This window comes from Sphingomonas sp. Ant20 (genome assembly GCF_000783375.1).
Lineage (GTDB): Bacteria > Pseudomonadota > Alphaproteobacteria > Sphingomonadales > Sphingomonadaceae > Sphingomonas > Sphingomonas aerolata.
Genome location: NZ_JRVI01000066.1, coordinates 1 through 20410, shown reverse-complemented (window position 1 = coordinate 20410; position 20410 = coordinate 1). Strand labels below are relative to the sequence as shown.

The following is a 20410-nucleotide window of genomic DNA, read 5'->3' as shown; positions in this document are numbered from 1 at the left end:
CCCGCCCCGCGCCTCCGTCGCCGTCCCGTCCCTCACCCCTCGCCCCTCGCCCCCGCCCGTTCGTGCTGAGCGAAGTCGAAGCACCTGGGCTTGGGGCGGCCCTTCGACTGCGCTCAGGGCGAATGGGGGTGGGGTGTTTGGGAATGGGGCGAATGGAAGCGGGCGAACGGGGTGGGTGTGCGCACCAGCCCCCTCCGTCATCCTGGGCTCGACCCAGGATCAAAGCCACGGACGCCCGCATGCGTGGCTCTGGATCCTGACTTTCGTCAGGATGACGGGAGGGGGGCTTACGCCGCGAACAGCGCCGGTTCGATCGCGTAGAGCACCGCCGCGCTGGCGCTGGCGGCGGCGGCGAGGCCCATGGCTTCGGGGACGATCTGTTCGAGGTAGAAGCGCACCGAGGCGGCCTTCATCCGTCCGAAATCGTCGGTGCCGGCGACCGCGCCCTGGCGCTCCATCAGCCAGCCGCAGGTCGCGACCGACAGCATCGTTAGGAAGGGGTAGCTCGCGGCGAGCTTGTCGTCGGCGTCCGCGGTGGCGAGGCGGCGGCCGATCGCGTCGCAGGCGTCGACGAGCGCGAGCAGCCGTTCGTCCCTGGCTTCCGCGCGGATGTCGGCGATCAGCGTGGCGAACGCGCCGCCATTGTCGAGCGCGAGCTTGCGGCCGACCAGATCGGCGGCCTGGATGCCGTTGGTGCCTTCGTAGATCGGCGTGATGCGCGCATCGCGGAAATACTGCGCGGCACCGGTTTCCTCGACATAGCCCATGCCGCCGTGCACCTGGATGCCGAGCGAGGCGACTTCGTTGCCGATGTCGGTGCCGTGCGCCTTGGCCAGCGGGGTGACGAGTTCGAGGCGGTTGCGCGCCGCGGCGTCGCCCATATTGGCGCGGTCGACCTGCCCGGCGGCATAATAGACGAGCGCGCGCGCCGCCTGGGTCTGCGCCTTCATCCGCAGCAGCATGCGGCGAACGTCGGGATGCTCGACGATCTTGACCGACTCCTTGTTCGGCGAGCCCGCGCGCGCCGACTGGACCCGGTCGAGCGCATAGGCGACCGCACCCTGGGTGGCGCCCTCGGCGACCTGCACGCCCTGGAGCCCGACATTCAGCCGCGCATTGTTCATCATCGTGAACATCGCGCGGATGCCGCCGAGTTCCGCACCGATCAGCTCGCCGACGCAGTCGTCATTATCGCCGAAGCTCAGCACGCAGGTCGGCGAGGCGTGAAGCCCCATCTTGTGCTCGATCGAGACGACGCGGACGTCGTTGAAGTCGCCGGGCGTGCCGTCGTCGTTCAGACGGTATTTCGGCACGAGGAAGAGCGAGATGCCCTTGGTACCCGCGGGCGCGCCGGGCGTCCGCGCGAGGACGAGGTGGACGATGTTCGGCGCCATGTCGTGATCGCCGAACGAGATGTAGATCTTGGTGCCCTTGATCGACCATTTGCCGTCACCCAGCGGGGTGGCGGTGGCGCGCAGCGCGCCGACGTCGGAGCCGGCCTGCGGCTCGGTCAGGTTCATCGTGCCGGTCCATTCGCCGGTCGCGAGATGCGGGAGATAGAGCGCCTGCTGCTCGGGGCTGCCGTGATGCGCGAGCGCCTCGATCGCGCCAACAGTCAGCGTCGGGCAGAGCGCGAAGCCCATGTTCGCCGAGCCGAGCGTATCGAGCACCGCGGTCTGGATCGCAAAGGGCAGGCCCTGCCCGCCCCATTCCTCCTCGACGCCGATCGTGCCCCAGCCGCCCTCGACATAGTCCTTGTACGCCTGCGCGAAGCCGTCGGGCATGACGACGCCGTCGGGGGTCCATTTCGCGCCGACGGTGTCCCCTGCGCGGTTGAGCGGCGCCCATTCGCCCGCGGCGAACTGTCCCACGCCTTCGAGCACCGCGTCGACGACGTCGTCGCTGGCGGCGGCGAACCGGTCGGTGGCGGCGAGTTCGCCGATCCGCACGACGTGATCGAGCACGAAACGCTGTTCGGTGGTTGCTGGGGTGAAGGCCATGGCATCCTCTTATCGCTATGCTTTGCGCCCGCTATAGGCCTTCAGAATGACGCGTCCACACCCCCTGATTTTACCCTACGGCACAGCGGCGGTCGCGCAGGCGGCGGCGGTGATTCGCGCCGGCGGACTCGTCGCGGTGCCGACCGAGACGGTCTACGGACTCGCCGCGGACGCGACCGACGCGCAGGCGGTGGCGGGCATCTATGCCGCCAAGGGACGGCCGAGCTTCAACCCGCTGATCGTGCATGTCGCCGATCTCGCCGCGGCCGAACGGATCGCGGTGTTCGATGCGGATGCGCGCGCGCTGGCCGCGGCGTCTGGCCGGGGCCGCTGACGCTGGTGCTGCCGGTGCGCAGCGATTCGGGGATTGCCGCGCTGGTGACCGCGGGGCTCGACACGATCGCGATCCGGGTACCGCGACACCGCGCGATGCAGGCGCTGATCGCAGCATCGGGGCGGCCGCTCGCGGCACCGTCAGCCAATGCGAGCGGGGGGATCTCGCCGACGACCGCGGCGCATGTCGCGGCGAGTCTGGGGGGAACGTGCCGCTGATCCTCGACGATGGCGCGACCGAGGCGGGGCTCGAATCGACGATCGTGGCGGGGCGGACGGTGCTGCGGCCGGGGCCGGTGACCCGCGCGGCTCTGCTCGACCACCTCCCCGGCGGAGGCCGGGGCCCAGGTGGAAAGGTCGCTGTAACGGAGGACGACGGGCCTCACGATCGTCCCCCAACTGGGCCCCGGCCTTCGCCGGGGGGGCGTGCGGTTACGGCGCCCGGGCAGCTTGAAAGCCATTATGCGCCGAGCAAGGCGCTTCGGTTGAACGCGCTCGATGCCGAGGCCGACGAGTGGCTGATCGGGTTCGGGGCGGTTGCAGGGGATGTCTCGCTGTCGACGTCAGGCAGCCTCGTCGAAGCAGCCGCGAAGCTGTTCGACCTGCTCCACGCTGCCGATGCGAACGACCGTCCGAGGATCGCCGTCGCACCCATTCCGTCCGAAGGCATCGGCGAGGCGATCAACGACCGCCTCCGCCGCGCCGCGCACCGCTGACCTGTACCCCCGCGCAGGCGGGGGTCCAGGAGTCGCGTTGGCATCCGGTATTTAGCTGGACCCCCGCATCCGCGGGGGAACGGCATCGTTACGCGCTGACTGCCGCCTTCGACCGCGCGGCGAAGCTCTTGCGGAGCTTTTGCAGCTTGGGGGGAATCACCGCCATGCAATAGGGGTTGGAACGGCCCGAGGTTTCCCAATAGTCCTGGTGATAGCCTTCGGCCTCGTACCAGGTGGTCATCGGCTCGATCGTCGTGACGATCGGCTTGGCGCTGTCCGCCTGCGCACGCTCGAGCGCGGCCTGCATCTCGGCCTTCTGCGCGTCGTCGGCGGGGAACATTGCCGAACGATATTGCGTACCGACGTCGTTGCCCTGCCGGTTGAGCGTCGTCGCGTCATGCGTCGCGAAGAAGATGTCGAGCAGGTCGCCAAGCTTCAGCTGTTCCGGATCAAAGCCGATCCGGATCGCCTCGGCATGGCCGGTATCGACGCCGCATACCTGTTTGTACGTCGGATCAGGCACATGCCCGCCGATATAGCCGCTCTCGGCGCTCTCGACGCCGATCACGTCCTTGAACACGGCCTCGGTGCACCAGAAGCACCCGCCCGCCAGCGTTACATAATCCGTCATCACGATCTCCTTTCCGCCAAGATAGGAAGCCGCTACCCCGCAACAAAGAGGAGACGCATGTGATCGACGGTCCAAGGCTTGATGGCAGGGTGATGGTAACGGGCGGCGCCGGCTATATCGGCAGCCATGCGGTCCTGGCGCTGCTCGACGCGGGGCACGAGGTGGTCGTGGTCGACAATCTGGTCACCGGCTTCGACTGGGCGGTCGATCCGCGCGCAACCCTGGTCGAGGCGAATGTCGCCGACGATGCGAAGGTCCGCGCGGCGATCCGCGATCACAAGGTCCGCGCGATCATGCATTTCGCAGGCTCGGTCGTGGTGCCCGAATCGGTCAGCGACCCGCTCAAATATTACCGCAACAACACCGCCGCCAGCCGGTCGCTGATCGAGAGCGCGGTGGCGGAAGGCGTGCCGCACTTCATCTTCTCGTCGACCGCGGCGACCTATGGCACGCCCGAAAAGGTGCCGGTCGCCGAGGGCGATCCGACCGTGCCGATCAATCCCTACGGCATGTCGAAACTGATGACCGAGGCGATGCTGCGCGACGTCGCGGCGGCGCACCCGATCAACTATGCCGCGCTGCGCTACTTCACGTCGCGGGCGCGGATCCGCAGGGGCGCAGCGGCCAGTCGACGGTCGGCGCGACTCACCTGATCAAGATCGCGGTCGAGGCGGCGACGGGCAAGCGTAGCCATGTCGGCGTCTATGGCACCGATTTCGCCACCCCCGACGGTACCGGCGTGCGCGACTATATCCATGTCAGCGACCTTGCCGCCGCGCATGTCGCCGCGCTCGACCTGCTGGTCGCCGAGCCGGCGAAGAGCCACACGCTGAACGCGGGCTATGGCACGGGCTTCTCGGTGCTCGAGGTGCTGGATGCGGTCGACAAGGTCACCAACATGACGATCGACCGCCGTCTCGAGGGGCGTCGCGCGGGCGATCCGGCGATGCTGATCTCGGACAACAGCGCGATCCTCGCGACGCTCGACTGGACGCCGCGGCATGCCGATCTCGACGGGATCGTCCGCGATGCGCTGGCCTGGGAACGCACGCTCGCCGAACGCCAGCGCTAGCGACAGGCCCGATCAGGCGTCGGTGGGCGGGCGGCCAAAGGCGTGGCGCTCGCCGCCGATCGCCGCCCGGGCGCGCGCCGTGGCGAGCCACCAGCCGAGCGCCCACAGCGTTCCGAAGCTCCAGCCGGCGAGCACGTCGCTCGGCCAGTGGACGCCGAGATAGACGCGGCTGCATCCGATCGCCCCGACCATCAGGATCGCCATGACGAGGATGTAGCGCCGCGCCGCATTCGACACGGTGACCTGCGACGCGAGCCCGGCGAGCGTGAGATAGACGATCGCGCTGTTCGCCGAATGCCCGCTCGGGAAACTCATGTTCGACACCTGGACCAGATGGTCGACGATGTCGGGTCGCGGGCGCGCGACCTCGGTCTTGACCAGCGCGACGACCATCCCGCCGCTGATACTGGCGGCGAGCGTCGCCGCCGCGCTGAGCCAGAGCCGCTGGACCGCGAGCAGCCCCGCCGCCAGCACCACGATGATCGTCAACACGACGCCGCCGCCGAGCGCGGTGACGTCGGCGGCGACCTTGGGCAGCCAGGACGGCCGCCCCAGGCGCGCAGGTTGAGGATGATCGCGCGGTCGAAATCGAACGGCCAGTGTCCGACCGCGAGACCGATCAGCAGGACGAGCGCGATCGCGACCGCGCCGACCGATGCGCCCGCAAGCACCACCGGCAGGCGACGGCGATGCGCCTCGCCCGGGGTGGCGACGCCGGGCGTCACGCTGCGATCACCGTCGCCACGGCCGGCCGACGCCGTCATGCGGAATTATTCCAGATCGCCCTCGTCGATGACGATCAGCGACGCGGACGGCTTCTTCATCGCGGCTTCGGCGCAGACGTCGACGATCTCGTCGCTGAAACGCTCGAACAGCTCGAGCGCGTCGTCCTCGGGCTCGTCGCCGCTGAGTTCCTTCAGCACGGCATATTTCACCGCGAAATCACGGTCGTCGCCGTCGATCTCGGCGGTGAACTCGACCTGCCGCTCGCGGTCGTTGTCGGTAAGGCTGTTCTGGTCGATTACGAGGCTGCTGGCCATGTCTTGAACTCCCGGGGTTACGCGATCGTCCCTGCCCTCGCCCCTCGTGCAGGGCAAGCCGGTAAAACGCGTTTTGCGCTTCGCCGATACAGGGTTGGTCAGGCAGCGATAACCCGTGAGCCCGGCCTTCGATCCGGGAAAGGTCCGCGCTGCGGTGTTTCACCACCTCCAGCGATCAGGCGCCCCATTCGGGCCCGTCCTCGTCGCGGTAGAAGCCGTCGTCGCGGTCGGGTTCGGGCGGGGGTGGTGGCGGGCCGGGATCCGCGATCGGCGGCGGCAGCGCGGGGTCGCCCCCGCCGAAGCGGATGCGGATATAGGCGCTGCCCTGATGCATCGCCTGGAACAGCGCGCTGGTCTCCTCGGCCTGCAGCCGCCGGCCGATCATCGGCGCGCGTTCGGCGCTGACATAGCCGAGCTGGATGTCGCGCTCGCTCCACACGCCGACCGCATTCGAATCATGCGGATTCTTCGGTTCGCGGCGCAGGGTCACGCGGTCGCCCGGCGCACAGAGCAGGATTTCCATCCGCCGGTTGCTCCTGGTCTTGTCCGCATTGGGGAAGTCGATGCCGACGATCGAGGTGGTAAATTCGTCCATCGCGCGACGATGCGCGCGCGGGCATTGCCAATCAAGCGGTGCGAATCGGGGGCTTGCGAGAGGAGGAGGTGCCGATGGTGGGTCCGCCGGGGCTCGAACCCGGGACCTCTCGATTAAAAGTCGCTTGCTCTACCAACTGAGCTACGGACCCGACATCGGCTGCGAGCCACTAGGGGCGCAGCCGCGGTCGGTCAACCTTGTGCGCGAGATGGCGGACGCTTTGCCCGGTCAGCGGGTCGCGCCAGCGCGGCGCGATACGCGCGAGCGGTGCCAGCACGAAGCCTCGGTCCCGATAGGCGGCGTGCGGCACGTTCAGCCCCGGCCCCCGCCAAACGCCCTCCGACCACAGGATGATGTCGAGATCGATCACCCGCGATCCCCAGCGGCGCCCGCGCCGCCGCCCGAACGCGGTCTCGATTCGCTTCAGCCGCGCGAGCAGCACGGGCGGCGAGTCGCGCGTCTCGATCAGCGCGACCGCATTGGCATAGCGCCGGATCGACGGCCCGAGCGGTGCGCTCGCGATGATCGGCGACACGGCGACGACACCGCCGACCGCGGCCAGCGCGGCGCGAATCGTCGCGGCGGGCGCGCCGTGGATCCCGCGCCGATTCGAGCCGAGCGCGATCGCATAGGTTGTCCGCTCCATCCGACCCGCCTAACGCACCGCGATGAACTTCGCACCCTCCCCGCTGCCCGAAACCGAGCCGCCGCACGACTGTCCCAATTGCCCGCGCCTCGTCGCCTTCCGCAACGAGCTGCGCGCCGAATTCCCGACCTGGTGGAACGCGCCCGTCCCCGCCTTCGGCGATCCCGACGCATGGCTCGGCATCATCGGCCTCGCCCCCGGCAAGCACGGCGCCAACCGCACCGGCCGCCCGTTCACCGGCGATTTCGCGGGGCAGCTGCTCTACGATACGCTTGGCAAATTCGGGCTGGCAGACGGCGTCTTCGCGGCGAAACCCGATGACGGGCTGAAGCTCAACGGCGCAATCATCATCAACGCGGTCAAGTGCCTGCCGCCGCAGAACAAGCCGACCCCGGAGGAAATCCGCACCTGCCGCCCGTTCGTCGAATCGCAGCTCGCCGAACTGCCCAAGGCGCGGATCTTCATCGCACTCGGCCAGATCGCGCACCAGACCAGCGTCAAGCTGCTCGGCGGACGCCTGCCCAAGGCAAAGTTCGGCCATCTCGCCGAGCATGTCATGCCCGACGGCCGCATCCTGATCGATAGCTATCACTGCTCGCGCTACAACCAGAACACCCGCGTCCTGACCCCCGAGATGTTCGAGGCGGTCTTCGCACGGGCGCTGGAATTGCGGCGCAGCATCGCCGCAGCATAAGCTGCGTCAGACGTCCGCGACGAGCCGCCCGTAAAGATCGGGGCGGCGGTCGCGGAAGAAGCCGAAGGCGGCGCGGTGGCGCTTGACGATGTCGAGATCGATCGTCGCGGTAATCACGCCTTCGTCGTCACGGCCGAGTTCGGCGAGAATGTCGCCGCGCTCGTCGGCGATGAAGCTGGTGCCGTAGAAGGTCTGGCCATGCTCGACACCGACGCGGTTGGCGGCGACGATCGGGACGACGTTGCTGACAGCATGCCCGACCATCGCACGCCGCCACAGCCGCGCGGTGTCGAGGCTGGTGTCGTGCGGCTCGCTGCCGATCGCGGTCGGGTAGAACAGGACTTCGGCGCCCATCAGCATCATCGCGCGCGCGGTCTCGGGATACCATTGGTCCCAGCAGACGCCGACGCCGAGCGTCGAGCGGCCCTGCGCTGCAGTGTGCGGCCAGACCTTGAAGCCGGTATTGCCGGGGCGGAAATAGAATTTTTCCTCATAGCCCGGGCCGTCGGGGATGTGGCTCTTGCGATAGACGCCCTGCACCTCGCCGTCGGGGCCGATCATCGCGAGGCTGTTATAGTGATGCGGGCCATCGGCCTCGAAGAAGCTGGTCGGGATCGTGACCTTGAGCGCCTCGGCGAGCGCCTGCATCGCGAGCACCGCCTTGTGTTCGCCGACGGGGGCGGCGTTGGCGAACAGGCCCTCGTCCTCGACGCGGCAGAAATATTCGCCCTCGAACAATTCGGGCGGCAGGATCACCTGCGCGCCGCGCGCCGCGGCCTCGCGAACCAGCCGCGAGACGTTGGCGATGTTCTTGTCGATATCGGCAGTGAAGCCGAGCTGGAGCGCGGCGACGGTGATCTCGGTCATGCGAATTCCTATAGCGTCACGCCGAAGCGCGCCGCGATTGCGACGACCGCGAGATAGAGAAGGATCGTCAGGACGCAACCGGCAGCGAGCGAAAGCCAGAAGCCGACGCCGTGCCGCAGCAGCACCGGAATCAGCAGGAACATCGGCAGCGAGGGCAGCACGTACCAGAAGGTCGCCTCGGCATGCGCGGCCAGCCGGACGCGGTCGCCGGTGTCGTGCCACAGCCAGATCATGCCGAGCACCGACAGCAGCGGCAGCGACGCGACCAGCGCCCCTGCCGCCGGACTCCGCCGGGCAACCAGCGCGATCAGCGCGACGATGATCCCGGACAGGACCGCGCGGACCGCGAAGGCGAGCATCAGCCGGGGATTTGCTGGCTGATGCAGTGGAAGCTGCCGCCGCCGGTCAGGATATGGTCCGCACGCTGCCCGACGACCTGACGGTCGGGGAAGATCGCCTGGATCGCCGCGACCGCGGCATCGTCATTCTCCGCGCCGTAGAGCGGCACGACGACGGCGGCATTGCCGATGTAGAAGTTCATGTAGCTGGCCGGCACGATCTCCTCGTCGCGCAGCACGCGGCCGGGCGACGGGATGCCGACCACCGTCAGGCCGGCACGTTCCGCATCGCGCTTCGCGAGTTGATAGACCTGCCAGTTGGGGTCGTTCTCGGCTGCCTCGGGGATCGCGACGCGGCCCTCGCCGACGAAGCGCGCGAGATTGTCGACATGGCCGTCGGTATGGTCGTTGACGAGCCCGTCGCCGAGCCACACGACCTGGCTGAAGCCGAGGTCGGACTTCAGCCGCGCCTCGATCCCCGCCTTGTCGAGGTCGGGGTTGCGGTTGCGGTTGAGCAGGCACTGTTCGGTCGTGACGACCACGCCCGTGCCGTCGCCATCGACCGCGCCACCTTCGAGCACCCAGTCGAACGCCGCGAGCGTCTTGCCGCGGCTCTCGGCCAGACGGCGGCCGATCGTGTCGTCGCCGGGCAGGTCGTATTTGCCGCCCCAGCCGTTGAACACGAACTGATGCGCGGTGCCGTCGCCGACGATGATCGGCGCGGTGTCGCGCAGCCAGATATCGCCGAACGGCTCGACCACGACCTCGGCGAACGGCGCGAGCCGGCGTGCGGTCCGCGCCGAGCCCTCGTCCGCGGCGACCAGGATCACCGTCTCGCCCTTGCCGTCGGCATGGACTGCGGAGGCAAAGGCGACGACCTCGTCACGCGCGGGTTCGAGATCGTCGAGCCACAGATCGGCATGGCTCGGAAAGCCGATCCACACGGCCTTGTGATGCGCCCATTCGGCGGGCGGGGGGAGTGTCGTCACTTACTTGGCTCCTGCGCGATCTTTGTCGCGGATGTTGCGGAATTCGGCGGTCTTATACCAATTGGGCCACAGCGCGGTGTCGTCGGCGAGCTTGCGGCCGAGCCCGTAATAGATCGTCAGATCCTCGACCGCACCCGACCAGTCCCATGTGGCGTCATATTCGTCCGCGGGCTTGTGATAGCGGTTGGCGACATAGTCCTCGCGCGCGGCATGACCCGCCGCGGTGCCGCCGACGACGAGGTCCTCGCCGCTGCCGCCGTCAAGCATCGGCACGCCGAGCTTGGCGAAGCTGAAATGGTCCGAGCGATAATAGCCGCCGCGTTCGGGGTTGGCCTCGACGCCGATCACGCGGCCCTGCGCGGCGACGAACGGCTTGACCAGATCCTCGATCTCCGACTTGCCCGCCCCCGTCAGCACGAAGTCCTTCACGCGGCCGTCGACGTTCAGCACGTCCATGTTCACGCCGCCGACCGTCCGCGCGAGCGGATAGACGGGATGTTCGGCATAATAGCGCGAGCCGAGCAGCCCCGATTCCTCCGCGGTTACCGCGAGGAACGCGATCGAGCGCTTCGCCGGGCCGGCCTTCACATGCGCCTGTGCGAGCGCGATCAGCCCTGCGGTGCCCGTCGCATTGTCCGCTGCGCCGTTGCAGATGTCGTCGCCACCCACCGCATCGCAGCGGCCGAGATGATCCCAATGCCCCGAATACAGCACGTAATCGTCCGGTGCGGTCGTGCCCGGCAGCACGCCGATGACGTTCTTCGATGCCTGGCGACGGATCGTGTTGGCAAAGCCCGTCGACAGCTTGAGGCCGAGCGGTACCGCCTTGAAGCCCTTCACCTTGGCGGCCGCGGCGAGCGCGGCATAGTCCTTGCCCGCACTCGCAAAGACGCGTTCGGCGGCAGGCTTCTGCATCCAGCCGATGACCTGCGACTGGTCGAGATGATCGCCCTTCTCGTCGAGCTCGAGCTGCGGCCCGGTCCAGGACGACTGCACCACCGCCCAGGGATAGGCTGCGGGTTCGGTGTCGTGGACGATGATCGCCGCGGCCGCGCCGTGCTTGGCCGCATTCTCGAACTTGTACGGCCAACGACCATACCAGGTCATCGCGCGGCCCTCGAACGGGCCTTCGCGGCCCATTGTCTGCCAGTCGGCGTCGTTGATGAGGATGACGACGGTCTTCCCCTTCACGTCGACGCCGGCATAATCGTCCCAGCCCTTTTCGGGCGCGGTGATCCCGTAGCCGACGAACACGACGTCGCTGTTCGTCACGGTCGACGTCGGCGCGACGCGGTAGGTGCCGGCGACCATGTCGGTGCGATAGGCGAGGCTGACGGGAGCGGTGCCGCCGGTGAAGACGAACGGCCGGACGTCCTTGGCGGTGATCTCGACCATCGGCACGTCCTGGGTCCAGCTGCCTTTGTTGCCGGGTTTCAGCCCCGCGGCCTCCATCTGCGCGACGAGATAGGCGACCGTCTTCGCCTCGCCCGGCGTGGTCGGCGCGCGGCCTTCATAGGCGTCCGATGACAGCGTCTGGGTGACGGTCTTGAGCGTTTCGACCGAGATGGCGGGCGCGGTCTGCGCCGAGGCGGCGGTGCCGAGAAGGAGCAAGGGCAGAAGGGCAGCGCGCATAGGGATCTCCCGAGTAAGTGCCGCGCGTTCTGGCAGCGTGCCCCCCGCCGCGCAAGGCATGCGCCACCCCCGCGGTGGTCGCCTCGGTCCCCGCCCCCGGTCTGGTGCAAATTGGACGAAAGTGCGCGTTTGTCATCGCGCGCGGCGTTGCTAGGTTACGTAGCGGGGCTTGGTTCGGGGGATAAGAATGCGGTTGCGATCGATGATGCGCGTGCGCGCGGGCATGGCGCTGTGCGTGGGGATTTCAACGACGGCGGGCGCGCGGACCCGGCCGGGCCGATGGCGGCGGCGTTCGGCGCGCGCGAGGCGGTCCAGCAGATGAGCCTGTCGCCCGACGGGACGCATGTCGCGATGATCGTACCCGTTCGCGGGCACGGTGCCGCGCTGCGGATCGCGAACATGACCACGGGCGAAGTGGCACAGCCGATCCTGTCCGCGGCGGGGGATCCCGAAACGCTGACCTCCTGTCGATGGGCCACCGACATCCGCGTGATCTGCCAGATCCGGACCGCGTCGAAGAGCAGTTTCGGGCTGATCGGCTTCAGCCGGACGGTCGCGATCAATCGCGACGGCAGCGCGATGAAGATGCTCAGCGCCCGCACCAACGACCGTTCGCTCGGCATGATGCAGGACGGCGGCAGCGTGATCGACTGGACCGCCGACGGCGTCGCCGGCGCTGTGCTGATGACGCGCAGCTTCGTGCCCGAGATGACGACCGGGATGCAGACTGCGAGCAGCGGCGAGGGCCTGGGAGTCGAACGGATCGACAGCGTCACGCTCGCACGGCGGACGATCGAGGCGCCGCGCGGGACGGCGGACGAGTATATCAGCGACGGTCGCGGCATGGTGCGGATCATGGGGCTGCGCAGCCGAAGCAACTCCGGCTACGAAACCGGGCGGACCGACTATCTGTACCGGAAGCCCGGCGATCGCGCCTGGTTGCCGCTGAGCCGGCTGGAGGGCGATCAGAACGGTACCGGGTTCAATCCCTATGCCGTCGATCCGGCGCTCAACATCGCCTATGGCTTTGACGACAAGGATGGCCGCCAGGCGCTGTTCAAGGTCGCGCTGGACGGCACGCTCAAGCGCGAGCTCGTGCTGGCCCACCCCGATGTCGATGTCGACGGCCTGATCCGCATCGGCCGGCAGAGCCGCGTGGTCGGCGCCACCTATGCGACCGATCGGCGCGAGGTGGCGTTCTTCGACCCTGCGCTGCGCGCGCTGGCGGCGTCGCTCAACGCGGCGCTGCCGGGGAAGCCGATCGTGACGTTCATCGATGCCAGTGCGGATGAGAACACGCTGCTGCTGTTCGCGGGCAGCGACGTCGATCCCGGCCGCTATTACCTGCTCGACCGCAAGACCCGGAAAATGGGCGAGGTGATGCCGGCGCGCGCGCAGCTCGCCGGCATCCCGCTCGGCAGCGTCAAGCCGATCAGCTTTCGCGCGGCCGACGGGACAATGATCCCGGGCTATCTGACGCTTCCCGCCGGCAGCAGCGGCAAGGGGTTGCCCGCGATCGTGATGCCGCATGGCGGGCCGGGTGCGCGCGACGAATGGGGGTTCGACTGGCTCCCGCAATTCTTCGCCGCGCGCGGCTTTGCCGTGCTTCAGCCCAATTTCCGCGGCTCGACCGGCTATGGCTCGGCCTGGTTCCAGAAAAACGGCTTCCAGTCGTGGCGCACCGCGATCGGCGATGTCGACGATGCCGGCCGTTGGCTGGTGACACAGGGAATTGCCGCGCCCGCCACGCTGGCGATCGTCGGCTGGTCCTATGGCGGCTATGCCGCGCTGCAATCGGCGGTCACCGAACCCGGGCTGTTCAAGGCGATCGTCGCGGTCGCGCCGGTGACCGATCTCGATGCATTTCGCGAGGAAGCGCGCGGGTTTACCAGTATACGGTGGTCGACGCCTTTATTGGTCACGGTCCGCACGTTCAGGCGGGATCGCCCGCGCGCCATGCCGACCGGATCACCGCGCCCGTCCTGATGTTCCACGGCGACCGCGACCGAAATGTCGGCATCGACGAATCGCGGCTGATGGCATCGAGGCTGAAGGGGGCGGGCGGCAAGGTCGAGCTCGTCGAATTCCCCGGTCTCGATCACCAGCTGGACGACGATGGTGCGCGTACCTGATGCTTGCCAAGGCGGATGCATTTCTCCGCAACGCGATGGGGATGTAGCGCAACGAAAAAGGGCGGCCCCGGAGGACCGCCCTTTTCCTTTTTCGAACCGCGCCGTGGCGGGGCCACGTCGTCGGACGTCGCCTGCGCGACGCCGGCCGGTCTCGCGTCGCTCGACTTAGCGCGAATAGAACTCGACGACGAGGTTCGGTTCCATCTTCACCGGGTAGGGCACTTCGTCGAGCGTGGGCACGCGCGTGAAGGTGACCTTGGCGGCGCCGTCGGTGGCGACATAGTCGGGGATCTCGCGCTCGGCGAGGGTCTGTGCTTCCATCACCAGCGCCATCTCCTGCGCCTTGGTGCCCAGCGTGATCTCGTCACCGACGAAGCAGCGACGCGATGCGACGTTGCACTTCACGCCGTTGACGCGGATGTGGCCGTGCGAAACGATCTGGCGGGCCGCGAAGATCGTCGGCGCGAACTTGGCGCGGTAGACGATCATGTCGAGGCGCTGCTCGAGCAGGCCGATCAGGTTCTGGCTGGTATCGCCCTTCATGCGCGCGGCTTCGAAATAGCAGGCGCGGAACTGCTTCTCGGTCACGTCACCGTAATAGCCCTTGAGCTTCTGCTTGGCGCGCAGCTGGATACCGAAGTCGCTGACCTTGCCCTTGCGGCGCTGGCCGTGCTGGCCGGGGCCGTATTCACGCTTGTTGACCGGCGACTTGGGGCGACCCCAGATGTTCTCGCCCATACGGCGATCGAGTTTGTACTTTGCGCTCTGACGCTTCGACATGATAAAACCTTTGCAAATGCAAACAACGTTGGTCCCGGTATCGCTCTGCTGGTCGTCATAGGACCCAAGGGTCCGGACAAGGCAGGGCCACCGCTTCACCGGGGTGCAGGGCCATTGCGAAGGCGGGCGCCTAGACGCCGCGCCTGCCAGAGTCAAGCTGGACAGCGTGCGGGCCGCTCGGCAAGAGGCGGCATGACCATCCTATCCGGCCCCGACTGTACCACCATGACCGAGGTCCGCGCGGGCGTCGACGCGCTCGACCGCGAGCTCGTCGCGCTGCTGGCCAGACGCTTTGCCTATATGGACGCCGCCGCGCGCATCAAGCCCGAGCGGGGGCATGTGCGCGACGAGGCGCGCAAGACTCAGGTGATCGAGAATGCCCGGGCGGAGGCCGCGCGGCTGGGGTTGCCGGACGCGGCGATCGCGGATCTGTGGGAGGGGCTGGTCGAGGCGTCGATCGCGTATGAGCTGGCGGCGTTCGACCGGCGTTGAGTCTTCCAACGTACGCCCCCCTGCCCCGTTCGTGCTGAGCGTAGTCGAAGCACCTGCGCTTGGGGCATGCCCTTCGACTTCGCTCAGGGCGAACGGGGGTAGGGGGACGCGACGGGGCCGAGGGTAATGCAACCGCCCCCTCCCCTCCCCATCCCGTTCGTGCTCAGCGAAGTCGAAGCACCTTCGCTTGGGGCATGCGCTTCGACTTCGCTCAGGACGAACGGGGGGGGTAGGAGAACGGGCCTGAACGCACCTCTCGCCCCCCGTCAGGCCCTGGGCTTCTTCCCCGCCAGCGACGAGAGCACGCCGCGCATCGTGCGGATTTCCTGGCTCGACCAGCCCGGCTTGGTCAGCAGCGTGCGCAACGTGCGGCGCGTCGTCTGGATCTTGTCGGGCGGATAGAAGAAGCCTGCGCCCATCAGCATCGTGTCGAGCTGGCCGATCATCCCGTCGAGCTCCTCCTGCGGTGCGGGCGGCATGATCGGGTTGATCGACGGCTGGCTGAGCTCGCGCTCCGCGGTCAGCCCCTTCGACCATTCATAGGCGACCAGGATCACCGCCTGGGCGAGGTTGAGCGAGCCGAATTCGGGGTTGATCGGCACGGTGATGATCGTCCGCGCGACCGCGACGTCGTCGGTTTCTAGCCCTGAGCGCTCGGGTCCGAACAGGATGGCGGAGCGGCCGGGGGGCGGTGGTGGATCTCGGTCGCGGCCTGTTCGGGGGGTCATAACGGGCTTGGTGACGCCGCGCTTGCGGACCGTTGTCGCGAAGACCTGTGCGCAGTCCGCGGTGGCGGCGGCGACGCTGTCATAGACCTTGGCGTTTTGCAGGACGATGTCGGCGCCGCTGGCGGCGGGGCCGGCCGACGGGTTGGGCCAGCCGTCGCGCGGGGAGACGAGCCGCATCTCGACGAGCCCGAAGTTCAGCATCGCGCGCGCGGCCTTGCCGATGTTTTCGCCGAGCTGGGGGCGGACTAGGATTATGACGGGGGGGTGGGGTTGGGTCCGCCACGGTGCTTCGACTTCGCTCAGCACGAACGGGGGGGAGGGAGTGAGGCATCAACGGCGGAGGGTGGTGCGGCACCCTCCTCTTCCTCCGTTCGCCCTGAGCGAAGTCGAAGGGCACGCTCCCGCGGGGGGATCGCCGCATCGTGCAGATCCGCCCAATCGCCACGCGAGAGCGCTTCCTTCTTGCGCCGCGACCAGCCCTTGACCTGGAACTCGGCCGCGAGGGCCTCGTGTCGGGACGGGAAGTCCTGGCTCCACATCAGCGTCACGGGGCGGCGCGTCTGCGTGTAGCCAGCCACCTCGCCGAGGTTGTGCTGGCCGATCCGGCGTTCGAGATCGTCCGTATGTCCGGTGTAATAACTGTCGTCGGCGCAGCGCACCATATAGGCCCAGAATGTCATGGCCGGGGCTTACGCGGTGGCGTGGTGGTCAAACAAGTCCTTCGACTTCGCTCAGGACGAACGGGGTGGGGGTGGTGCGCGTCTCGACGAGCGCGCGGGCTCTCGGGGCCGGGTGGCCCGCAGGACCTCGCCCCCTTCCGTTCGCCCTGAGCGAAGTCGAAGGGCCCCCGCCAGGGAAACGACCGACGGTCAGATCACTCCGCCCGCCCGACCTCCTCGACACTCCCGGCAAATGCCTCGAAGTCCTTCGCCTCGCTGAAGTCGCGGTACACGCTAGCGAACCGGATATACGCGACCGAATCGAGCCCCTTGAGCCCGTCCATCACCATCTCGCCAATCCGCTTCGACGTGACGTCGTTCTCGCCGAGCGTCTCGAGCCGGCGCTGGATCCCGCTGACGAGCTTGTCGATCCGTCCCGGCTCGATCGCGCGTTTGCGCGTCGCGATCGAGAGCGAGCGGAGCAGCTTCTCGCGGTCGAACGGCTCCCGGCGCCCCTCGCTTTTCAGCACGAACAACTCGCGCAGCTGGATGCGCTCGAACGTCGTGAAACGCGCGGCGCAGCCTTCGCACTGGCGCCGGCGCCGGATCGCCGCCCCGTCTTCTGTGGGGCGGCTGTCCTTGACCTGGCTGTCTTCATGTCCGCAAAAGGGGCAGCGCATTCAGACCTTCTTCTTGCCCTTGTAATAGGCATAGCCCGCGCCCGCGAGCGCGCCGAAGATCGGGCCGATCACCGGCACCGGGATCGCGACGACCGCGCCGAGTGCGCTCCACTTGGCCATGCTCTTGCCGAGGCCGGGGGGTCGCCTTGATGTCGTTCTGGATGTCATCGATCTTCGACATGCTCGTTATCCTTGATAGATGGGGAAGCGCGCGCACAGCGTGCGAACACGTGCCCGAACGTCCGCCTCGACCTGCGGGTCCCCATGCTCGCCCTTTTTCGCGAGCCCGTCCAGCACGTCGGCGACCATGTTGCCGATCTCGCGGAATTCGGCGGGGCCGAAGCCGCGCGTCGTGCCGGCGGGGGTGCCGACGCGGATGCCGCTGGTCTTCATCGGCGGGAGCGGATCGTTGGGGATGCCGTTCTTGTTGCAGGTGATGCCTGCACGCTCGAGCGCCTCGTCCGCGTCGCGCCCGGTAATGCCGAGCGGGGTGAGGTCGATCAGCGCGAGATGCGTGTCGGTGCCGCCCGAGACGACGTCCGAGCCGCGCTCCTTGAGCGTCGCCGCGAGCACCTTCGCATTCTCGACGACCGCGGCGATATAGCTCTTGAAGTCGGGCTGGAGCGCCTCGCCGAACGCGACCGCCTTGGCTGCGATCACGTGCATCAGCGGCCCGCCCTGGAGCCCCGGGAACACCGCCGAGTTGATCTTCTTCGCGATCGCCTCATCGTTCGTCATGATCATGCCGCCGCGCGGACCACGCAGCGTCTTGTGCGTGGTCGTGGTCACGACATGCGCGTGACCGAACGGCGTCGGGTGAAGCCCCGCCGCGACGATGCCCGCGAAATGCGCCATGTCGACCATGAAATAGGCGCCGACCTTGTCCGCGATGGCGCGGAAACGGGCGAAGTCGATGACGCGCGGATAGGCCGAGCCGCCCGCGATGATCAGCTTCGGCTGATGCTCGACCGCCAGCGCCTCGACCTGGTCGTAATCGATCAGGTGCGTTGTCGCGTCGACGCCGTACTGGATCGCGTTGAACCACTTGCCCGACTGGGCGGGCTTGGCGCCGTGAGTCAGATGGCCGCCCGCGTCGAGGCTCATGCCGAGGATCGTGTCGCCGGGCTTGACCAAAGCGAGCATCACCGCGCCGTTCGCCTGCGCGCCCGAATGCGGCTGGACGTTGACGAAGCCGCAGCCGAAGATCTGCTTGGCGCGCTCGATCGCGAGCGTCTCGACCGTGTCCGACGGCGCGCAGCCCTGGTAATAGCGCTTGCCCGGATAGCCCTCGGCGTACTTGTTGGTGAAGACCGAGCCCTGCGCCTCGAGCACCGCCTTGGAGACGATGTTCTCGCTCGCGATCAGCTCGATCTGGGTCTGCTCGCGCTCGAGCTCCGCCTCGACGCCGGCGAAGACGCCGGCATCGGCATCGGCGAGGCCGCGGGTGAAGAAGCCGTCCGGCTGGACGTCATGGAGCGTGTTGGGCTGGGTGCTCATGCGGGGACCTTTGCGGAAGTCCGGTCGACGGCGGAGAGCTTGTCGACACGGTGTTGATGACGGCCGCCGGCGAAATCGGCGGACAGGAAGGCTTCGACGCACGCCTTTGCCATTTCCTCGCCGATCAGGCGGGCGCCCATCGCGATGGCATTGGCGTCGTTGTGGATCCGCGCGAGGCTCGCCGACAGCGGCTCGGAGACGAGCGCGCAGCGGCAGGCGGGATTGCGGTTGGCGGCGATCGAGATGCCGATGCCCGAGCCGCACAGCGCGATGCCGCGCTCGGCGCGACCGTCCTCGATCGCGGCGGCCAGCGCATAGCCGTAATCGGGATAATCGACGCTCGCGGTGCCCTCGGGCCCGAGATCGAGCACGTCGTGCCCGGCCTCGCGCAGCCACGCGGTCAGCACCGCTTTCAACGAAACGGCGGCATGGTCGGACGCGATGGCGATGCGCACCTGGCGTATTCCTGTGATCGGGATCGGGTGCCCAGCCCTTTACCGAGCCGAGCCGGGATTTGCCACACCTGTTCGCGAAGGCGGCGCATAGAGCCTGACGATCCCCCGCCGCCAGGGGGAGGATTGCAATGACCGCCCTGCCGCCTGCAAAGAGATCCCCATGAAAGCTCTCGCCCTAACCGCCGCCCTTGCCGCCCTCGTCCTCGCCGCCTGTTCCGGACCGGCACCCGAGACGCGCGGCGATGCGAGCATGACGTCGGTGGGCGCAACCGAGACGACGCGCCCCCGAAAAGGTCGTCGCAGAACCGACGCGCGACCTGTCGGGGCGGTGGATCGGCGTCGAGGGCATGGTCCTCGACGTGACGCCGGCGGGTGAACCGGGGCAGTTCCGGCTCGCGATGCAGTGGGATCTCGACCACAAGGGGGTGTTCGATGCGCGCGCGGTCGGCGACACGATCGTCTTCACGCGCGACGGGGTGCGCGAGATCCTGCGGCCGACGAACGGCGACGCGACGGGTCTGAAATATCTGGCCGGCAAGACCGACTGCCTGACGGTCAAGACGGGCGAAGGCTATTGTCGCCGCGGATCAACGCGCTAGTGTCGGTCGCGTGACCCTGTCCAAGCCCCAGGCGGATGCCGCCCGCGCCCATCTCTCGAGTGTCCTGATCCGGACCGGCGAGGAAGACCGTGACGCCTTTCGCGAGCTTTATGCGCTGACCCAGGCGAAGCTTTTCGGGATCACCCTGCGTATCTGTGGCAATGCTCAAGCCGCGGAGGATGTGCTGCACGACGTCTATCTCACGATCTGGAAGCGCGCCGGCGGCTGGGAACCCGGTCGTGCGAGCCCGATCACCTGGCTGGCGACGATCGCGCGCAATCGTGCGATCGACTGGCAGCGCGCACAGGGCGTCCGCCGCGCCTCGCCGATCGACGATGCACCGGACATTGCCGACCCGCAGCCGAGCGCCGAGGCCTTGCTGCTCGACGACGAGGCGACGCGGCGGTTGCACGCCTGTCTCGAGGGTCTGGAGCAGCAGCAGCGCGACGTGATCCGGACCGCGTTCTTCGATGGCGTGACCTATGCCGAGCTCGCGCTGCGTCGCGCGGTGCCGCTCGGGACGATGAAGAGCTGGGTGCGGCGCGGGCTGGCCCGATTGAAGGATTGCCTCGGTGGCTGATCGTGATCCGCTTGCGGGCGAATTCGCCCTGGGCCTGCTCGAGGGCGACGAGCGGGCGGCGGCGGTGCGCCGCCTGCTCGCCGAACCCGGTTTCGCCGCCGATGTGGAATGGTGGCGCACGCAGTTCGCGGCGCTGTTCGACCTGTGGCCCGAGCATGACGCGCCACCGCAGCTCGCGGCGCGGGTCGAGACGAGTCTCGACGCCCTCACCCGCCAATCGGGTCGCACGGCCGACGGCGTGACCACGCTCCGCAG

Annotated in this window: 25 protein-coding genes, 1 tRNA gene and 3 pseudogenes; 10 read left to right on the top strand and 19 right to left on the bottom strand. The window is 68.1% G+C overall.

Going from position 1 to position 20410, the window contains the following annotated elements:
- Positions 1-287 precede the first annotated feature (287 nt).
- The gene (locus tag NI18_RS10865; protein WP_031438852.1) at positions 288-2000 is read right to left on the bottom strand and encodes an acyl-CoA dehydrogenase; all 1713 of its coding nucleotides are present in this window, start codon (positions 1998-2000) and stop codon (positions 288-290) included.
- Positions 2001-2046: 46 nt separating this feature from the next.
- Between NI18_RS10865 and NI18_RS27985 the strand changes: the two are divergent.
- Both NI18_RS27985 and NI18_RS27980 read left to right on the top strand, forming a co-directional pair.
- Positions 2047-2552: pseudogene (locus NI18_RS27985) on the top strand (Sua5/YciO/YrdC/YwlC family protein).
- Entirely contained in the window at positions 2543-3049 is a 507-nt protein-coding gene (locus NI18_RS27980; protein WP_347574843.1) for a Sua5 family C-terminal domain-containing protein, read from the top strand. The pseudogene NI18_RS27985 and the gene NI18_RS27980 overlap by 10 nt, the downstream one beginning before the upstream one ends.
- Positions 3050-3137: 88 nt before the next feature.
- Here the strand turns inward: NI18_RS27980 and msrA are convergent, their stop codons facing one another.
- Positions 3138-3680 (bottom strand): peptide-methionine (S)-S-oxide reductase MsrA, encoded by a 543-nt coding sequence (gene msrA / locus NI18_RS10855; protein ID WP_037529916.1) that lies wholly within the window; start codon positions 3678-3680, stop codon positions 3138-3140.
- A 92-nt stretch (positions 3681-3772) separates the two neighbouring features.
- On the opposite strand from msrA, the pseudogene galE reads away from it, so the two are divergent.
- A pseudogene (galE, locus tag NI18_RS10850) lies at positions 3773-4752 on the top strand (UDP-glucose 4-epimerase GalE).
- 12 nt (positions 4753-4764) lie between these two features.
- Here galE and NI18_RS26960 read toward each other — a convergent pair.
- The 6 genes from NI18_RS26960 to folK form a co-directional block, all read right to left on the bottom strand.
- Entirely contained in the window at positions 4765-5244 is a 480-nt protein-coding gene (locus NI18_RS26960; RefSeq protein ID WP_306286372.1) for a phosphatase PAP2 family protein, read from the bottom strand.
- Entirely contained in the window at positions 5238-5516 is a 279-nt protein-coding gene (locus tag NI18_RS26955; protein ID WP_306286371.1) for a hypothetical protein, read from the bottom strand. Before NI18_RS26955 ends, NI18_RS26960 begins: the two co-directional genes overlap by 7 nt.
- 6 nt (positions 5517-5522) lie before the next feature.
- Positions 5523-5792, bottom strand: coding sequence for a DUF1488 family protein (locus NI18_RS10840; protein WP_031395725.1), 270 nt, complete (start codon positions 5790-5792; stop codon positions 5523-5525).
- Between the two features lie 175 nt (positions 5793-5967).
- A complete protein-coding gene (locus NI18_RS10835; RefSeq protein WP_037529915.1) occupies positions 5968-6387 on the bottom strand; it encodes an HIRAN domain-containing protein in 420 nt (139 codons plus the stop codon).
- 75 nt (positions 6388-6462) lie between these two features.
- Positions 6463-6538 (bottom strand) — tRNA-Lys (locus NI18_RS10830).
- A gap of 18 nt (positions 6539-6556) precedes the next feature.
- Positions 6557-7033: a 2-amino-4-hydroxy-6-hydroxymethyldihydropteridine diphosphokinase gene (folK, locus tag NI18_RS10825; protein ID WP_037529913.1), complete on the bottom strand. Its 477-nt coding sequence runs from the start codon at positions 7031-7033 to the stop codon at positions 6557-6559.
- Between the two features lie 22 nt (positions 7034-7055).
- Here folK and NI18_RS10820 point away from each other — a divergent pair, with 22 nt between their 5' ends.
- Entirely contained in the window at positions 7056-7727 is a 672-nt protein-coding gene (locus NI18_RS10820) for a uracil-DNA glycosylase (protein ID WP_031441050.1), read from the top strand.
- A gap of 6 nt (positions 7728-7733) precedes the next feature.
- On the opposite strand, the gene aguB is transcribed toward NI18_RS10820, so the two are convergent.
- Genes aguB through NI18_RS10800 form a run of 4 tightly spaced genes read right to left on the bottom strand, consistent with a single transcriptional unit; the run spans position 7734 to position 11553 of the window.
- On the bottom strand, positions 7734-8594 hold the full coding sequence (gene aguB / locus NI18_RS10815) for an N-carbamoylputrescine amidase (RefSeq protein WP_037529912.1): 861 nt from the start codon (positions 8592-8594) through the stop codon (positions 7734-7736).
- Between the two features lie 8 nt (positions 8595-8602).
- On the bottom strand, positions 8603-8953 hold the full coding sequence (locus NI18_RS10810; protein WP_031441049.1) for a DUF3147 family protein: 351 nt from the start codon (positions 8951-8953) through the stop codon (positions 8603-8605).
- Positions 8953-9921, bottom strand: a complete 969-nt coding sequence (locus NI18_RS10805) for an agmatine deiminase family protein (protein WP_037529911.1) — start codon at positions 9919-9921, stop codon at positions 8953-8955. The genes NI18_RS10810 and NI18_RS10805 overlap by 1 nt, the downstream gene beginning before the upstream one ends.
- Positions 9922-11553 (bottom strand): M28 family peptidase, encoded by a 1632-nt coding sequence (locus NI18_RS10800; protein ID WP_037529910.1) that lies wholly within the window; start codon positions 11551-11553, stop codon positions 9922-9924.
- A 231-nt stretch (positions 11554-11784) separates the two neighbouring features.
- Here NI18_RS10800 and NI18_RS10795 point away from each other — a divergent pair, with 231 nt between their 5' ends.
- Positions 11785-13539: an alpha/beta fold hydrolase gene (locus NI18_RS10795; protein ID WP_306286370.1), complete on the top strand. Its 1755-nt coding sequence runs from the start codon at positions 11785-11787 to the stop codon at positions 13537-13539.
- Positions 13452-13685 (top strand): prolyl oligopeptidase family serine peptidase, encoded by a 234-nt coding sequence (locus NI18_RS26950; protein WP_306286369.1) that lies wholly within the window; start codon positions 13452-13454, stop codon positions 13683-13685. The genes NI18_RS10795 and NI18_RS26950 overlap by 88 nt, the downstream gene beginning before the upstream one ends.
- 165 nt (positions 13686-13850) lie before the next feature.
- Here the strand turns inward: NI18_RS26950 and rpsD are convergent, their stop codons facing one another.
- Complete coding sequence (gene rpsD, locus NI18_RS10790) at positions 13851-14465, bottom strand: 30S ribosomal protein S4 (protein WP_031394942.1); 615 nt, start codon at positions 14463-14465, stop codon at positions 13851-13853.
- A gap of 192 nt (positions 14466-14657) precedes the next feature.
- On the opposite strand from rpsD, the gene NI18_RS10785 reads away from it, so the two are divergent.
- Complete coding sequence (locus NI18_RS10785) at positions 14658-14957, top strand: chorismate mutase (RefSeq protein WP_031394943.1); 300 nt, start codon at positions 14658-14660, stop codon at positions 14955-14957.
- A 266-nt stretch (positions 14958-15223) separates the two neighbouring features.
- On the opposite strand, the gene NI18_RS10780 is transcribed toward NI18_RS10785, so the two are convergent.
- From NI18_RS10780 to rpiB, 6 genes are all read right to left on the bottom strand, one after another.
- Positions 15224-15886: a TrmH family RNA methyltransferase gene (locus NI18_RS10780; RefSeq protein WP_306286368.1), complete on the bottom strand. Its 663-nt coding sequence runs from the start codon at positions 15884-15886 to the stop codon at positions 15224-15226.
- A 98-nt stretch (positions 15887-15984) separates the two neighbouring features.
- Positions 15985-16365: a GIY-YIG nuclease family protein gene (locus NI18_RS10775; protein WP_052149140.1), complete on the bottom strand. Its 381-nt coding sequence runs from the start codon at positions 16363-16365 to the stop codon at positions 15985-15987.
- 194 nt (positions 16366-16559) lie between these two features.
- Positions 16560-17024, bottom strand: a complete 465-nt coding sequence (gene nrdR, locus NI18_RS10770) for a transcriptional regulator NrdR (protein WP_031394945.1) — start codon at positions 17022-17024, stop codon at positions 16560-16562.
- Positions 17025-17192: a hypothetical protein gene (locus NI18_RS10765; protein WP_306286367.1), complete on the bottom strand. Its 168-nt coding sequence runs from the start codon at positions 17190-17192 to the stop codon at positions 17025-17027. It lies immediately after the preceding gene.
- 18 nt (positions 17193-17210) lie between these two features.
- Positions 17211-18521: a serine hydroxymethyltransferase gene (locus tag NI18_RS10760; RefSeq protein ID WP_037529907.1), complete on the bottom strand. Its 1311-nt coding sequence runs from the start codon at positions 18519-18521 to the stop codon at positions 17211-17213.
- The gene (gene rpiB, locus NI18_RS10755) at positions 18518-18976 is read right to left on the bottom strand and encodes a ribose 5-phosphate isomerase B (protein ID WP_037529906.1); all 459 of its coding nucleotides are present in this window, start codon (positions 18974-18976) and stop codon (positions 18518-18520) included. Before rpiB ends, NI18_RS10760 begins: the two co-directional genes overlap by 4 nt.
- Before the next feature lie 347 nt (positions 18977-19323).
- On the opposite strand from rpiB, the gene NI18_RS10750 reads away from it, so the two are divergent.
- The 3 genes and pseudogenes from NI18_RS10750 to NI18_RS10740 form a co-directional block, all read left to right on the top strand.
- On the top strand, positions 19324-19575 hold the full coding sequence (locus tag NI18_RS10750) for a hypothetical protein (protein ID WP_052149139.1): 252 nt from the start codon (positions 19324-19326) through the stop codon (positions 19573-19575).
- A 10-nt stretch (positions 19576-19585) separates the two neighbouring features.
- Positions 19586-20155 carry a sigma-70 family RNA polymerase sigma factor gene (locus NI18_RS10745; protein WP_031441039.1) on the top strand — a complete coding sequence of 190 codons (570 nt, stop codon included), beginning with the start codon at positions 19586-19588 and terminating at the stop codon, positions 20153-20155.
- A pseudogene (locus NI18_RS10740) lies at positions 20148-20410 on the top strand (hypothetical protein); the annotation flags it as partial. The gene NI18_RS10745 and the pseudogene NI18_RS10740, both read left to right, overlap by 8 nt.

Excerpts from the sequence above, each read along its gene's own strand:
- NI18_RS10865 (WP_031438852.1), bottom strand. The coding sequence starts at position 2,000 with ATGGCCTTCACCCCAGCAACCACCGAACAGCGTTTCGTGCTCGATCAC.
- msrA (WP_037529916.1), bottom strand. The coding sequence starts at position 3,680 with ATGACGGATTATGTAACGCTGGCGGGCGGGTGCTTCTGGTGCACCGAG.
- NI18_RS26955 (WP_306286371.1), bottom strand. The coding sequence starts at position 5,516 with ATGACGGCGTCGGCCGGCCGTGGCGACGGTGATCGCAGCGTGACGCCC.
- NI18_RS10840 (WP_031395725.1), bottom strand. The coding sequence starts at position 5,792 with ATGGCCAGCAGCCTCGTAATCGACCAGAACAGCCTTACCGACAACGAC.
- NI18_RS10835 (WP_037529915.1), bottom strand. The coding sequence starts at position 6,387 with ATGGACGAATTTACCACCTCGATCGTCGGCATCGACTTCCCCAATGCG.
- folK (WP_037529913.1), bottom strand. The coding sequence starts at position 7,033 with ATGGAGCGGACAACCTATGCGATCGCGCTCGGCTCGAATCGGCGCGGG.
- NI18_RS10820 (WP_031441050.1), top strand. The coding sequence starts at position 7,056 with ATGAACTTCGCACCCTCCCCGCTGCCCGAAACCGAGCCGCCGCACGAC.
- aguB (WP_037529912.1), bottom strand. The coding sequence starts at position 8,594 with ATGACCGAGATCACCGTCGCCGCGCTCCAGCTCGGCTTCACTGCCGAT.
- NI18_RS10810 (WP_031441049.1), bottom strand. The coding sequence starts at position 8,953 with ATGCTCGCCTTCGCGGTCCGCGCGGTCCTGTCCGGGATCATCGTCGCG.
- NI18_RS10800 (WP_037529910.1), bottom strand. The coding sequence starts at position 11,553 with ATGCGCGCTGCCCTTCTGCCCTTGCTCCTTCTCGGCACCGCCGCCTCG.
- rpsD (WP_031394942.1), bottom strand. The coding sequence starts at position 14,465 with ATGTCGAAGCGTCAGAGCGCAAAGTACAAACTCGATCGCCGTATGGGC.
- NI18_RS10785 (WP_031394943.1), top strand. The coding sequence starts at position 14,658 with ATGACCATCCTATCCGGCCCCGACTGTACCACCATGACCGAGGTCCGC.
- NI18_RS10780 (WP_306286368.1), bottom strand. The coding sequence starts at position 15,886 with ATGCTGAACTTCGGGCTCGTCGAGATGCGGCTCGTCTCCCCGCGCGAC.
- NI18_RS10775 (WP_052149140.1), bottom strand. The coding sequence starts at position 16,365 with ATGACATTCTGGGCCTATATGGTGCGCTGCGCCGACGACAGTTATTAC.
- nrdR (WP_031394945.1), bottom strand. The coding sequence starts at position 17,024 with ATGCGCTGCCCCTTTTGCGGACATGAAGACAGCCAGGTCAAGGACAGC.
- NI18_RS10765 (WP_306286367.1), bottom strand. The coding sequence starts at position 17,192 with ATGACATCCAGAACGACATCAAGGCGACCCCCCGGCCTCGGCAAGAGC.
- NI18_RS10760 (WP_037529907.1), bottom strand. The coding sequence starts at position 18,521 with ATGAGCACCCAGCCCAACACGCTCCATGACGTCCAGCCGGACGGCTTC.
- NI18_RS10750 (WP_052149139.1), top strand. The coding sequence starts at position 19,324 with ATGGTCCTCGACGTGACGCCGGCGGGTGAACCGGGGCAGTTCCGGCTC.